Genomic DNA, 13,242 nt, shown 5'->3' with positions numbered 1-13,242 from the left:
AAACATGCCCACGGAGAACCCCATGGCCAGCACCCTTCTTACTTCTGCCAAGCACGGCGCCTACGTTGCCATCGGTGTGTACGTGGCCATGGTCCTGGTCGTCAGCCTGTCGACTCAATCGCAACGGGACATTCAGGCGCCGGTAGAGGTCGCATACCCCTCTATCCAGTTCGAGCATCGCACCCACAGTGCAAGCCTTGATTCAACCGACGTTGCGCAAGCGCTGGTGCTATGAGAGGCCGCAAGCTCTGGGTCGTGGCCTTCCTGGCATTCTTGACCCATGGCGCTGCACTGCTCGGCGTCGGCCAGGCCTCGGCGGGCTCGCTGGCGCGGGCCATCGAGTGCAATCACAACATCGCCCGCAACATCGAAACGGCCAAGGCGCAGGGATTGTTGGCGGGGAATCCTCCCTGCAGATCCAGGTCGCCGATTCCGGGGCCGTTTCAGGTGAATTGTCAGTCGTTGAAAATGTGTAGCGCCCTGGCTTAACCCTCAATGCCGCGTTGTAGGAGCGAGCGTGCTCGCGATGAACCTGAGAGCGCCATGGGGTGTCAGGCTGCACACGTTATCGTTGACGACCTTCGCGAGCGCGCTCGCTCCTACCTCCTACAAAGGTTGGCGTGGGTTACCCCGGGTTTTTAGCCATCACGGCGCTGAACAAGGCTGACGCCAGGATCCCCTCCAGCCACGCCTGCAGATACCGATACGGCGTCTGCGCAAACCAGTCACGGTCGACATGGGCGAACTGGCGTATGAACGGCGCCAGCGCGACGTCCGCCAGGCTCAAATGGTCGGCCAGCAAAAACCGCTGCTGTTGCAGCAACCCGTCGAGCGTGCGCAAGAACCCCTCGCCCTCGGTGCGGTAGTGCTCCATCGAGTGCTCCGGGTAACGCTCGGCATACTTGTAGCGATTGAGATGCAGCTTGAACACCTGATCGTTTTCTTCGATCAGCGCCGCTGCCAGTTGTTGCGCGGCCGGGTTGTCCTTGAGCAACCAGTCCTGGGGATCATGCTGGTCCAGTGCCCAGCGCATGATCTCCAGGCTCTCGTCGATCACCCGGCCATCCAGGCTCAACACCGGCACCGTGCCCTTGCTCGACAGTGCGAGCATCTGCGGCGGCTTGGCCTTGAGGCTGACCTCGACGATGTGCACCTCCACGGCGCTGTAACGCAGGGCCATGCGCGCACGCATGGCGTAGGGGCAGCGGCGGAAGGAGTAGAGCGTCGGCGTGCTCATTTGACCTCCAGGGTACTGAGTCCATTGCCTTGGCGGCGCACCTGGATCTGCACCGGAATCCGTTCGTGCATCTCCTGGACGTGGGAGATCACCGCGACTTTGCGGCCTTGCGCCTGCAAGCCGTCGAGGGCGTCCATCGCCAGTTGCAGGGACTCGGGGTCGAGGCTGCCGAAGCCTTCATCGATGAACAACGACTCGATTTTCAGCGTGCTCGAGGCCATCGACGCCAGGCCTAGCGCCAGCGCCAGCGAGACGAGGAAGGTTTCGCCACCGGACAGTGAGTGCACCGAGCGCAGCTCGTCGCCCATCTCGGTGTCCATCACCAGCAGGCCGAGCATGCTGCCACCGCGCTTGAGCCGGTAGCGTCGCACCAGCTGGCGCAACTGGGCGTTGGCGTGATGTACCAGCAGGTCGAGGTTGTAGGCCTGGGCAATCTTGCGGAACGTATCACCGGTGGCCGAGCCGATCAGGGCATTGAGTCGAGCCCAGCGTTGCCACTCGCTGTAGGCCTCATTGATGCGTTGCGCCAGCGCCTGATTGGCCTCCTGGCGCCGTTGATCCTCGGCTTGCTGCGCGCGCAGTTCGGCGCACAGCTGTTCGCTGATCCCGGCCTGGGCCTGAAGCTCAAGCAGTGCCTGGGCCAACTGCTCGTGCGCAAGGTTGCCATTGTGCTGGGCCTGATGGTCTTGCAGGCGTTTTTCACGCTCCTGCACCAACACCCCGGCTTGCTCGACGGCTTTCTCGCTCAGTTGCAGCTGTTGGCGCAACTGGCTGACCTGTTCGTCGCTGAACGCCAGCAGGTGTTCCAGGCCCGCGTCGTCCAGTTCCGGATGCAGGGCGCGCCAGTCGGCGATCTTGCTTCCCGACTCCAGGCTTTGCGCTTGCAGTGCCTGCTGACGTTGTTGCTCGGCTTTCAGTTCGGTAGCCAGTTGGATCAGTTGGTTGCGCACTTCCTGCAATTGCTGGTTGGCTGAGGCTTGCGCCTGGCGCGCCTGTTCAACGCCAAGGTCGAGCTGCTGTTGCCAGTGTTCGGCGCTTGGTTGCTCACCCAGCAGGTGCGCCAGCGTCTGTCCGGCGCTGTGTTGCTGCTCGGCGAGTGCGTTGAATTGCTGTTGCGCCGCTTCCAGTTGTTGGCCGCGCGTGAGCTGGCGGTCCTGTTCTTTCTCGAGGGTTTGTTGACGTTGTTGCTGCTCGCCGAGCTCTTCGCGTTGCAGCGCCAGGTGCTCCAGGCGTTGGGCAACGTGCTGGTCGAGCTGCATGAAAGTCGCGCCGGGCTCATTGCGCAAGCCTTCAAGGGTGGGGGCCGGGAGCAGGGCGCTGAAGGCCTTGAGTTCTTCTTCCAGGCGTTGGCTGTCGTTGCCGAGTTCGCGCTGCTGGATCGTCAGCTGCTGGGCCGCCTGCTGGCTGGCCTGTTCGGCGACCTGCAGTTGTTGCGCCAGGCGTGCGGCGTCTTGCTGCAGGGTGAGCAGGGCGTTTTGCCGTTGTTCATCCTGGGCGATGTTCTGTGTCAGCTGCGCGTTTTGTTGCGTCGGCCAGGCGTCGCGCTTGCCTGCGTCCTGGGCCAGCAAGGATGCGGCCAGCGGATGGGCTTCAAGGATGGGCGTCAGGCTGTACAGTTGAGTGGCGAGCTGTTCCTGTTGTTGCAGCAGCTCTTTTTGCTGGGCAATCCGCCCGCCCACTTCGGTACGCAGGTCGGCGAGTTTTTCCTTGAGCAAGTCTACGGCTTGCTGCGCGTTGGCCTGTTCGCTTTCATCGTGCCGACCCAGGCTTTGCAGCAAGGCTTCGGGCTGATGATAAGGATGCTCGACGCTGCCACAGACCGGGCAGGGCTGATCGTCCTGCAACTGTCCGCGCAATTCTTCGACGCTGGCACTGCGCGCCAGGCGCTGACGTTCCAGTAACTCCTGCGTGACCTTCAAGGTCTGCTCGGCCAGCGTCAGCTCGGCCCTGGCCTGCACGCCTTCGCGGGTCAGATGCTCGCGCTCGCCGTGCACGCTGTGCAGGCGTTGTTGCAGGGCTTGGCCGCGATGGTCGAGGTCCTGCTGGCTGGCCCACAACCGTGCCAGTTCTTCGATGGCGCGTTGCTGTTTGCGGTTGTCTTGCAACAGGCTGCCGAGGATCTGTATCTGCTCGGCCACCGCCTCGGGTTCCGCCCCGGCCTCGCGGTACAGCAACTCCAGCTGTTTGCGCTGCTCGTCCAGTTGCCTGGCGCTGTCCGCTGCCCGTTGCTCAAGCCCTAGCAGTTCGGCCTGGCCGTGTTTCAGGCGATTGCCCACCAGCATCAGTTGTTGCAAGCGTTCGCGATGAACGCTCCAGGCATCGCTGACCGGTGCCAGGTGCAGGCTGTGCTCCAGCTGCGTGGCCATGTTCGCCAGGCGTTCGGCCACCCGTTGTTGCTGATCCTGCAGCCCGGTGATGGTCTGTTGACCTTCAAGGCTGGCCTGTTCGGCGTTGTGCTTGAGTTCGGTCGCCGTGCTGATGGCCTGGTTCAGGCGCGCCAGGTTGCTCTGTTCTTCGAAGGCCTGACGCAGCAGCGGGGCGTTGTTGCTGTGTTGGTCCTGGGCCTGGGTCAGTGCGGTTCTGGCCGCCTCCAGGCCCTGTTCCAGCTGCGTCTGCTGCTGTTGCCGTTCGTTGTGCTGTTGATGGTGTTGCTGGATCAGCATCGCCAGCGGGCTCAGTTGCGCCGTGAGTTCGGCGTGTCGGGCGAACAGGTGACGCTGTGGCGCCAGGTGTTCCAGGCGCGTCAGGTCCAGGCGCTCGCTGGCCTGTGCCGCCCATGACTGTTGTGCCCGCTGTAGCTGCTCGGCACCCGCCTGTTGCTGGTCCTGCAACGACTGCAGTTCCTTGAGCCAGGTGTTTTGTTGCTCCAGCTGCTTGAGTTGGGCTTGTTGGGTGCTGAGCTGTTGTCGGGCGTCGTTGAAGCGTTGGTCGAGTTCGGCGCGCGCTTCGGGTTCCAGTGGCGTGATGCCGCTGGCCTGGTCTTGCAGGAGCTTGTGGGCTTCGCGGGTTTCCTTGGCCTTGTCGAACGCACGCTTGCCCAGGCGGGTATAGAGCGCGGTGTCGGTGAGCTTTTCCAGCAGCTCGCTGCGGTCGTTGTCATCGGCCTTGAGGAAGGCGCTGAACTCGCTCTGGGCCAGCATCACCGCACGGGTGAACTGTTCGAAATTCAGGCCCAGCACGGCTTCGAGCTGGCTCTTGTATTCGCCTTTCTGGCTGGCCAGCAGTTGGTCGGTGTCCAGGTCGCGCAGGCTCTGGCGGCTGGCCTGCAGTTTGCCGTTGGCCTTTTCCCGGGCGCGATTGGCTTCCCAGCGTGCGCGATAGCGGCGGCCGTCGATTCCGTGGAAATCCACCTCGGCATAGCCCTCGCCGGTGCCGCGTCGCAGCAGGGTGCGCGGGTCGCCCGTGGCAATCTCGCCGTCGGCATCCGGCACCTTGGCGTCACGCCCGGTGTTGTTCAGCCGCGGTACCGCGCCAAACAGCGCCAGGCACAAGGCATCGAGCAGGGTGCTTTTGCCGGCGCCGGTGGGTCCGGTGATGGCGAACAGGCCGGCACTGGCCAGCGGTTCGGCGGTGAAGTCGATCTCGAAGGGGCCTGCCAGGGAGGCGAGGTTCTTCAGGCGGATCGCGAGGATCTTCATGGCTGTTCGCACTCCTGCTGAACGTCTTGCAGCAACCGGGCAAAGTCGTTGAGGGTCTGTTCGTCGACCGCACTGCCGTAGTTGTCCAGCCAGGCGCGGCTGAACAGTTCCTGTGGGGTCAATTGATCCAGTTCAATCAACTGGCCGCTGTCGTCGCTGGCGTCCCGCCCGCCGGCACCTGCGTATTCGGCGGCGATGCGTACCAGGCGCACGGCCTTGCCTTGCAGCGCGGTTTCGATTTGCTGGCGCAGGTCCGGTTGCGGTTCGTCCAGGCGTACCCGAACTTCGAGCCAGGGCTGGCGCTGGATGTCGGCCAGCAGGTCGATGTCCGCTAGTTGCGCCAGTTGCGCGAGAATTTCACTCAGCGGCGCCGGGCCGAGACGTTGCAGTTCCACGGCCCGGGGGATCAGGCGCGGCTCGACGCTGACCAGTGTCTCGCCCTCCAGGGTGATGTCGAGAATCTGGTGGGGGTAGTTGATCTCGGAAAACGACAGCGGAATCGGTGAGCCGCAGTAGCGAATGCGCTCCTCGCCATTGACCTTCTGCGGCTTGTGCAGGTGGCCCAGGGCGACGTAGCTGATGCTCGGGCCGAACAGGCTGGCGGGCAACGCTTCGGCGTTGCCGATGATCAGGCTGCGCTCGGAGTCCTCGGACACCGAGCCGCCGGCCATGTGTGCATGGCTGATGGCGATCAGTGCCTGGCCCGGCTGGCGCTTGGCATTGGCGGCCTCGATCAGCCATTCATGCACCTGGCCGATGCCGCGCAGGTAGTCATCGCCCAGGTGGGCCCCGGTGACTTCGGCGGGCCGCAGGAACGGCAGCGCCAGGCACCAGCCGGCGATGTCGCCTGAGGCGTCGGGCAGTGGAATCAGCAGGCGTTCAGCGTCCAGTTGCCCGTCATCCAGCCACAAGACCCGGCCCAACGCGTGGGTGCGCAAGCGACGCATCAGCGGCGCGGGCAACTCGATGCGCGAGCCGGAGTCGTGGTTACCGGCAATCATCACGATGGTCAGCGTCGGTTGTTGCTCGTGAGCGCTGACGATGAAGTCATACAGGCGTTCCTGGGCTTTGACCGGTGGGTTCACCGTGTCGAAGATATCGCCGGCAATCAGCAGTACGTCGGGCTGTGCCTGCGCCAGTTGCCGCAGCAGCCACTCAAGGAAGCATGCGTGTTCGAAGTCGCGTTCCTGGCCATGCAGGTTTTGCCCAAGGTGCCAGTCGGAGGTGTGAAACAGACGCAAGGCAAACTCCGCTCAATCGATAAGTGAAAAGTCGGCCGTGCAGCAGTCGGCTTGCCGGCCGCTGCACGGGGTGTCCGGGGTTACTTGGGGTACAGCGGCGGCAGGCTGCTGTCGCCGACCGGGGCCTGGACTCGTTCGGAGGCCGGGATGGCACGTATGGCGCGCCACAGGTCTTCACCTTGCCAGTACTGTCCGGTTTCGCTGTAGAGCGCGCCGTTCAGGCCGTCCAGGGCATCGGACAGCGGCACGAAGCGCGCGGCCATGTCGGCCAGGGTTTCCGGTTGCTGGCGGGCCCAGGCATCCAGCGCCTGGCGGGTGGCCTGTGGGTCGTTGGCCTGGCTGGCACGCTTGATATCGTCAAGCAGGGTGCGCGGGCTGGGACCGGTCTGGGCTGCGCGCAGAATCGCCGGTTGCCAGCGCGCACGCCACCACAGGCCGAAGCCGAGCAAGGTGGTGCAGGCGAGGATCAGGGTACTGAGTTTCCAGTACCACAGCGTCTCGGCGTCGACGGCGGTCGAGACCGGAGCGTTGCCTGCCGGCGTGTCGACCATCAGGCTGGGATTATTGACGATGTTGAGGGTGCGTGGCGGCAAGCTGCTGCGTTCCAGGCGGTCCTCAAGGGTGTTCCACCAGACCACTTCCACGGCCGGCAAGTCGATTGTGCCGCTGTGGGTCGGCACCAGCGCTTCGCGGTCCTCGCGGCTGCCGATCAGCCCGCGGTCGCTGGTCTGATTGCTCAGTTGAGGCTGGTCGGGATAACGCCGCAAGCCGCTGACGTCAGTCGCCGGCAAGGGTGGAAGCTGCGAGCTGGCAAGGCCTTCGACCTTGAGGGTCAGGCTGCGCGTCAGTGAATCGCCGACCTGGCTGTGATCGGGCTCCGGGTTCCAGCTTTCGCCAAGGCTCAGGCCGCGGGCCGGGAGCCAGGGTGTATCCAGCGGGTACTCAATGGGTTTGGCCTTGACCGTCAACGTCGTTTCGCTGGAGCTCACGCGCATCAGCTTGCCCGACTTCGGGCCTTGGCCCGTGGCGTCCTGGGCGGGTTGGGCATCGACCAGGGTGGCGCTGAAAATCTGTGCCGGAATCGTCAGCTCGCCACTGTGTTGCGGGTAAATCCCGTAGCGCAATTCGATCACGCCATGACGCAGGTCGTTGATGACCTTTTCATAGGTCCGCGATTCGCCCAGGGGTTCGATACGGGCATCGGGAATCTGCAAGGGCGTGACGCTGCTGTCATCGTACAGCGACACCGAATGGTAGATGCGCAGGGTCAGGATCGCCTGGGCCTGCACGTACACGGCGTCCTGATCAAGGCTGGATTCGATGAACACCGGTGCCAGCTTGTCGGGCGTGTCCTGGGTCTGGCTAGGCATCACCTGCAATTCGATGGGTTCGCTGCTGAACTCGCCCAGTTGCAACGGCGCAATCACCACGGTGCCATTCTGTCTGGGCAGCAGGGTGATGATCCAGCGGGTGGTGGCGTGGTTTTCGCCATTGAGGGTATTGAGCTGGTTGACCTGCCGGGTGCCACGCACCTCGAACAGGGGCTCGAGGGCACTCAGGTCGGGTTTGCCGAACTGGGTGACGTCGCTGGATTCCAGGGTCAGCTCGACCGTCTCTCCGGAGCTCAGGTGGCTGCGATCGACGCTGGCGACCAAGCCGGCAGCCTGGGCGCCCAGGGGCCAGAGAAACAGGCCGAGCATTAGTGCGGTGAAGCGGGTCATCGAGTTTTTCCCTGATCCTGATGTTGTTGCTGTTCGTACCAGAACTTGCGCCTGAGCAGTTCACCCGGTTCATCCGGGATTTTTCGCAGCCATTGTTCAAGGGCCTCGCGGTGCTCGCCGTCGAAGTTGGCGTCGGCGCTGCGCAGAGGCGGCGTGGTGGTTTGTTCGTCCCCCAGTTCGCTGCCCGGCACTTCATTATCGCCCGGTTGCGGCGGCTTGTCGGTGGTCGCTGCGGCCTCGCCCTCGGCGATGTCGGAGGCGGGCGGGGTTGGCGCGGCGGACTGTTGCTCGACACCCGGCGCCGGCTCGCTTGTAGCACTAGGTGGCGGCGTCGATTCGGTCTGTGCCGGTTGCCCGTCCGCGGAATTCTCCGGCGCCTCTGGAGGCACCGGTGCGCTTTGTTTGATCAGGGCTTGCACCAGCGCCTTGTTGGTCAGGGCCGGGCGCAGGTCCGGTTGCTGCTCCAGGGCTTGCTCGTAGGCATCCAGCGCCGCTTCCAGCTCGCCGCTCCTGGCCAGTGCGTTACCGCGATTGTAGTGTGCGCGAGCGTCGTTGCCCTGGGCGAAGCGCTCGGCCGCCGCGGGGTACTCACCGGCCTCATAGAGCGCCACACCTTGCCATTGCGGGTCCTGGAAATGCCTGGCGGCTTCGGCGGGCTGTTGTTGCTTGAGCAGGTTCAGGCCCTGTTGGTCCGGGCGCAACCAGAGATCACTGAAACCAAAGGCGTAGCTCGGTTGCGGCAGCAGCAACAGCAGCGGCAGACACAGCAACCAGCCCCGCCGCCCGGCGCAGGCGGCCAGCAGCAACAGCGGCAGCAGCAACCAATAGCCCTGGTCGGCCCAGGTATCCAGGCGCAAGGTCTGGCCATCCTCGCGCAGGCTGTGGGGCGCATCCAGCAGGCCCAGGCCGCGCAGGTCGCTGTCGTCTACCCGCGCTTGCCGGTAACGTCCGTCCAGTTCATTGGCAAAGGCTTTCAGGCCCGGGCTGTCGAGGCGAGGCACCAGAATCGCACCCTGTTCGTCCTTGAGAAAGCTGCCGTCTTCGGCGGTGACTGGTGCGCCTTGTGCGGTGCCGATCCCCAGCATCAGCCACTGCGGCGCGCGGCCACGCAAGGCCTGGCGAATGCCCAGGCGTTCCTGTTCGCCCAGGGATGAGCCGATCAGCAGGATCCGCCCCTGGCCAAGGGCGCCGCGCTCCAATAGTGTCAGGGCCTTGGCCACGGCCAGGTCGGCGCGATGACCGGTTTCGGGCATGATCGATGGCTTGAGCGCCTCAAGCAGGTTGCGGCTGGTGCTCAGGTCATCCGACAGTGGCACCAGGATGTGGGCGCTGCCTGAAAACACCACGATTGCCGTTTGCGCATCGCTGCGGGACTGCAACAGGTCGAGCAGCTTGCGTCGCGCCTGTTCAAGGCGTGTGGGCGCTACGTCGGTGGCGAGCATTTGCGGGGTCAACTCCAGCAGCACCACCAACGGGTCGGCGGGTTTCTGTGCGGCCTGCTCAAGCCGTTGCCAGCTGGGTCCCAGCAAGGCCACTACCGCCAGCACCCAGGCCAGGCCCAGGGCAATCCACGGCGACTTGCTTTCGCGGCCGTTGCCGCCGCTGAGCAGGGTGGCATGGAAGGCTGGAGGCAGGATCATCTGCCAGCGGCCCGCGCGCTTCTGTCGGTGCCACAGTTGCCACAGCAACCAGCCGAGCACGGGCAACAACAGCAGCCACCAGGGACGAAACCAGTGCGGCCAGAGCTCGATCATCGACGCCTCCGCAGGCGCAGGCGCTGGAGCCGCTGGCGCCAGTCAGGGTGCTGTTGCAGAAAATGCTCCTTGGTGAAAAACCGTTGCAGCGGGTTATCCGGCCAGCGCTCGCGGACCACCAGCAACAGGCTCATCAGCAAGGCCGCGGCCAGCGGCCAGTTGTACAGCGCCTGGGCCGGGCGAGCCTGGGTCGGTTGCTGGTTGACCGGTTCCAGTTGATCGAGGGTGTGCTTGATTGCTTCCAGCTCTGGCGCGTCACGGGCGCGGAAGTAGCGCCCACCGGTGACCTCGGCGATCGCCTTGAGTGTGGGTTCGTCGAGGTCCAGGCTTGGATTGACACCCAGGAAACCCAGGGTGCCGGCTTCTTCCGGGTCGGCGCCAATGCCGATGGGGTAGATCTTCACGCCTTCCTCGGCGGCCAGGCGCGCCGCCGTGAGCGGGTCGATTTCGCCGCCGTTGTTGGCGCCGTCCGTGACCAGGATCAACACGCGACTCTGCGCCGGACGCTGGCGCAGGCGTTTGAGCGCCAGGCCGATGGCATCACCGATGGCGGTGTTCTTGCCGGCGATGCCGATCCGCGCTTCGTCGAGCCAGACCCGCACGGTACGTCGGTCGAAGGTCAAGGGCGCCTGCAGATAAGCCTGGCTGCCGAACAGGATCAGGCCGATCCGGTCGCCATCGCGTTGCTCCAGAAAATCCCCCAGCAGGTGCTGGACCAGCGACAGGCGACTGACCTCTTCGCCTTGCCAGTGCATGTCGGGAAAGTCCATGGAGCCCGAGACATCGACGGCCACCAGCAGGTCGCGCCCGCTGGCGGCGATCGGCAGCGGCTCGCCCAGCCATTGCGGGCGAGCAGTGGCGGTCAGCAGCAACAACCAGAGCAGGATGAACGGCGCCTGTTGACGCCAGGCGGGCAGATTGGCCCGGGCGCGACGCCGGGCCAGGCCTTCGAGGTCGCTCAGGAAGCTGACCTTGAGCGAGGGTTCGCCGCTGTCGGCGGCCGGCAGTACAACGCGCATCAACCACGGCAGCGGCAACAGGGCGAAGATCCACGGCCAGGCGAACTCAAACATGTTTGCGAATCCAGGTGTCGACAGCCTGGGTCAAGCCGGCGATGGCCTTGTCATCCAGTTTGCATTCGGGCTTGTAGGCGCCCTCCACCAGAATCATCCAGCGGGTCAGGCCGGCGGCCGGGCAACGGTTGTCGAGAAAGGCCAGCCATTTGCGCCCGTTGAGGGTGTGGCTCTGGCTGTAGGGGTAGTCATTGCGGCACAGGCGCTTGAGCAGCCCGTTGAGCTGCTGCAGCCAGGCACCGGCCGGTGCGCCGTCGTAGGGCTTGGGCATTTGCGCCAACTCGGCCAACGCCGCGACACGCAGGGGGTCCAGCGGAATCTCGGCACGCACGACGTGGCGTTTCACGGGAAGCCAATGGCGCAGTTTCCATAGGCCGAACCCGAGCGCGGGCAACAGAATCATCAGCAACCACCAGCCTGGCGCCGGAGGCCAGAAGGGGATCGGTGGTGGCGTCATCAACGGTTGCAGTTGCGCAAGGTCGCTCATTGGCTTTTCCCCGGACGTTGCGGGTTCAGGTATCCGCGCAGTTGTTCGACCATTTCGCTCTGGGTGCTCAGGGGCATCAACAGGACCCGCAGTTTTTGCGCCAGCAGCTCCCAGCGGGCGATGCGGGCTTCGGCCTGGGCGCGATAGCTCTGGCGCAACTCGAAGTTCAGCGTATCGAGTTCAAGCTGGGCGCCGCGCTCGGCAAAGCGCAGCAGGCCGGCAGCGGGCAGGGCGTGGTCCAGCGGGTCGGACAAGGGAAGCAACAGCAGGTCGCAGTGGCGCGACAACAGGCTCAGTTGCTGCTCGGCCCCGTCCGACAGGGCACGCTCGTCGCAGATCACGATGACCAGGCTGCCGGGGCGCAGCACTTCACGGGCGCGCCGCAGGGCCATGCCCAAGTCATCGCCGGCGGGCTCACCGTCGGTGCCGAGCGACTGGTTGACGCGCACCAGGCGGTTGAGCAACTGCAGCAGGCTTTGCTTGCTGCGCCGGGGTTTGATTTCGTAGTGCTGGTTGTCGCCGTACACCAGCCCGCCGACCCGGTCGTTATGTCCCAGGGCCGCCCAGCCGATCAGGCTCGCGGCTTGCGCGGCCAGGACCGACTTGAACATCAGCCCCGAGCCAAAGAACAAGCGCCGGCTCTGCTCGACCATGATGAAGATCGGCCGCTCGCGCTCTTCGTGGAACAGCTTGGTGTGGGGTTCCTGGGTGCGTGCGGTGACGCGCCAGTCGATGGTGCGCACATCGTCGCCGGCCTGGTAGACCCGTACCTGGTCGAAGTCCACCCCACGTCCGCGCAGCTTGGAGTGGTGCAGGCCAATCAGCGGGCTGCGCTGGCTTGGTGTGGAAAACAACTGCACTTCGCGCACGCGATGGCGCATCTCGATCAGCTCCGACAGGCTGACGCGGATGCCCGGTTCGGGCGCGGAGGCTGTGGTCATCGGCGTCAAGCGACGGCTACGACATCGAGAATGCGCTGGACCACGCGGTCCTGGTCGATACCGGCGGCCTCGGCTTCGAACGACAGGATGATCCGGTGGCGCAGCACGTCAAAGAGCACCGCCTGAATGTCTTCCGGGCTGACGAAGTCACGGCCGGCCAGCCAGGCGTGGGCGCGGGCGCAGCGATCCAGGGCAATGGAGCCCCGTGGGCTGGCGCCGTAGGCGATCCACTCGGACATTTCCGGGTCGAATTTTCCGGGCGTGCGCGTGGCCATCACCAGTTGCACGAGGTACTCCTCCACGGCATCGGCCATGTACAGCCCGAGGATTTCCTTGCGGGCGGCGAAGATCGTTTGCTGGGTCACCCGACGCTCCGGCTTGGATTCGCCGTTCAGTGCTTCGCCGCGGGCTTGTTGCAGAATCCGGCGTTCGACGGCGGCATCGGGGAAGCCGATTTTCACGTGCATCAGGAACCGGTCAAGCTGGGCTTCGGGCAGCGGATAGGTGCCTTCCTGCTCGATGGGGTTCTGCGTGGCCATCACCAGGAACAGCGGCGACAGCTCATAGGTGCTGCGCCCGACACTGACTTGCCGCTCGCCCATGGCTTCGAGCAAGGCCGACTGGACCTTGGCCGGCGCGCGGTTGATTTCGTCGGCCAGTACCAGGTTATGGAAGATCGGTCCTTGCTGGAACACGAAGCTGCCGGTTTCAGGGCGATAGATTTCCGTGCCGGTGATGTCGGCGGGCAACAGGTCGGGGGTGAACTGGATACGATGGAACTGCGCCTCGATCCCTTCGGCAAGCTCTTTGATGGCCTTGGTCTTGGCCAGGCCCGGTGCGCCCTCGACCAGCATGTGGCCGTCGGCAAGCAGGGCAATGAGCAAGCGCTCGATGAGTTTTTCCTGGCCGAGAATCTGCGTTGAGAGAAAGGATCGCAGCGCCAGAAGCGCCTCACGGTGTTCCATCGTTGAATGTTCCTGGAAGAAGGCCGGGGACGCTTGTCAAAAGCGCCCGGGCGGGGGCTGATACTTTAATCTATCCGGCCCCCTGGCGACTAACGGCACCTTGGAAAAACCTGTAAATAACCGGTATTTGTGCGTAAACCTGCGCGTGGGCAGGAAACAGGCCTGCCCTTGTCGCTGCACTGGGC

Annotated in this window: 11 protein-coding genes; 2 read left to right on the top strand and 9 right to left on the bottom strand. The window is 64.6% G+C overall.

The annotated features are described in order from the left end of the window. Positions 1 to 22 precede the first annotated feature (22 nt). Complete coding sequence (locus CKW25_RS10860) at positions 23 to 235, top strand: hypothetical protein (RefSeq protein WP_095079176.1); 213 nt, start codon at positions 23 to 25, stop codon at positions 233 to 235. After that, complete coding sequence (locus CKW25_RS27005) at positions 232 to 489, top strand: hypothetical protein (protein WP_095079175.1); 258 nt, start codon at positions 232 to 234, stop codon at positions 487 to 489. The genes CKW25_RS10860 and CKW25_RS27005 overlap by 4 nt, the downstream gene beginning before the upstream one ends. Positions 490 to 625: 136 nt before the next feature. Here CKW25_RS27005 and CKW25_RS10850 read toward each other — a convergent pair whose 3' ends face one another. From CKW25_RS10850 to CKW25_RS10810, 9 genes are all read right to left on the bottom strand, one after another. Next, complete coding sequence (locus CKW25_RS10850; protein ID WP_095079174.1) at positions 626 to 1,237, bottom strand: glutathione S-transferase; 612 nt, start codon at positions 1,235 to 1,237, stop codon at positions 626 to 628. Further along, the gene (locus tag CKW25_RS10845) at positions 1,234 to 4,875 is read right to left on the bottom strand and encodes an SbcC/MukB-like Walker B domain-containing protein (RefSeq protein WP_095079173.1); all 3,642 of its coding nucleotides are present in this window, start codon (positions 4,873 to 4,875) and stop codon (positions 1,234 to 1,236) included. The genes CKW25_RS10850 and CKW25_RS10845 overlap by 4 nt, the downstream gene beginning before the upstream one ends. Next, positions 4,872 to 6,116: an exonuclease SbcCD subunit D C-terminal domain-containing protein gene (locus CKW25_RS10840; protein WP_095079172.1), complete on the bottom strand. Its 1,245-nt coding sequence runs from the start codon at positions 6,114 to 6,116 to the stop codon at positions 4,872 to 4,874. The genes CKW25_RS10845 and CKW25_RS10840 overlap by 4 nt, the downstream gene beginning before the upstream one ends. An 80-nt stretch (positions 6,117 to 6,196) precedes the next feature. Continuing rightward, entirely contained in the window at positions 6,197 to 7,837 is a 1,641-nt protein-coding gene (locus tag CKW25_RS10835) for a BatD family protein (RefSeq protein WP_095079171.1), read from the bottom strand. After that, a complete protein-coding gene (locus tag CKW25_RS10830; RefSeq protein ID WP_095079170.1) occupies positions 7,834 to 9,591 on the bottom strand; it encodes a VWA domain-containing protein in 1,758 nt (585 codons plus the stop codon). Before CKW25_RS10830 ends, CKW25_RS10835 begins: the two co-directional genes overlap by 4 nt. Further along, complete coding sequence (locus CKW25_RS10825) at positions 9,588 to 10,664, bottom strand: VWA domain-containing protein (RefSeq protein WP_095079169.1); 1,077 nt, start codon at positions 10,662 to 10,664, stop codon at positions 9,588 to 9,590. Before CKW25_RS10825 ends, CKW25_RS10830 begins: the two co-directional genes overlap by 4 nt. Beyond that, positions 10,657 to 11,151, bottom strand: coding sequence for a DUF4381 domain-containing protein (locus CKW25_RS10820; protein ID WP_095079168.1), 495 nt, complete (start codon positions 11,149 to 11,151; stop codon positions 10,657 to 10,659). Before CKW25_RS10820 ends, CKW25_RS10825 begins: the two co-directional genes overlap by 8 nt. Next, positions 11,148 to 12,092 carry a DUF58 domain-containing protein gene (locus tag CKW25_RS10815; RefSeq protein ID WP_095079167.1) on the bottom strand — a complete coding sequence of 315 codons (945 nt, stop codon included), beginning with the start codon at positions 12,090 to 12,092 and terminating at the stop codon, positions 11,148 to 11,150. The genes CKW25_RS10820 and CKW25_RS10815 overlap by 4 nt, the downstream gene beginning before the upstream one ends. Positions 12,093 to 12,097: 5 nt before the next feature. Continuing rightward, entirely contained in the window at positions 12,098 to 13,057 is a 960-nt protein-coding gene (locus CKW25_RS10810) for a MoxR family ATPase (protein ID WP_095079166.1), read from the bottom strand. Positions 13,058 to 13,242: the final 185 nt, after the last annotated feature.

This window comes from Pseudomonas sp. Irchel s3h17 (assembly GCF_900187505.1).
Taxonomy (GTDB): domain Bacteria; phylum Pseudomonadota; class Gammaproteobacteria; order Pseudomonadales; family Pseudomonadaceae; genus Aquipseudomonas.
This window is presented reverse-complemented; position numbering and strand designations above follow the sequence as displayed.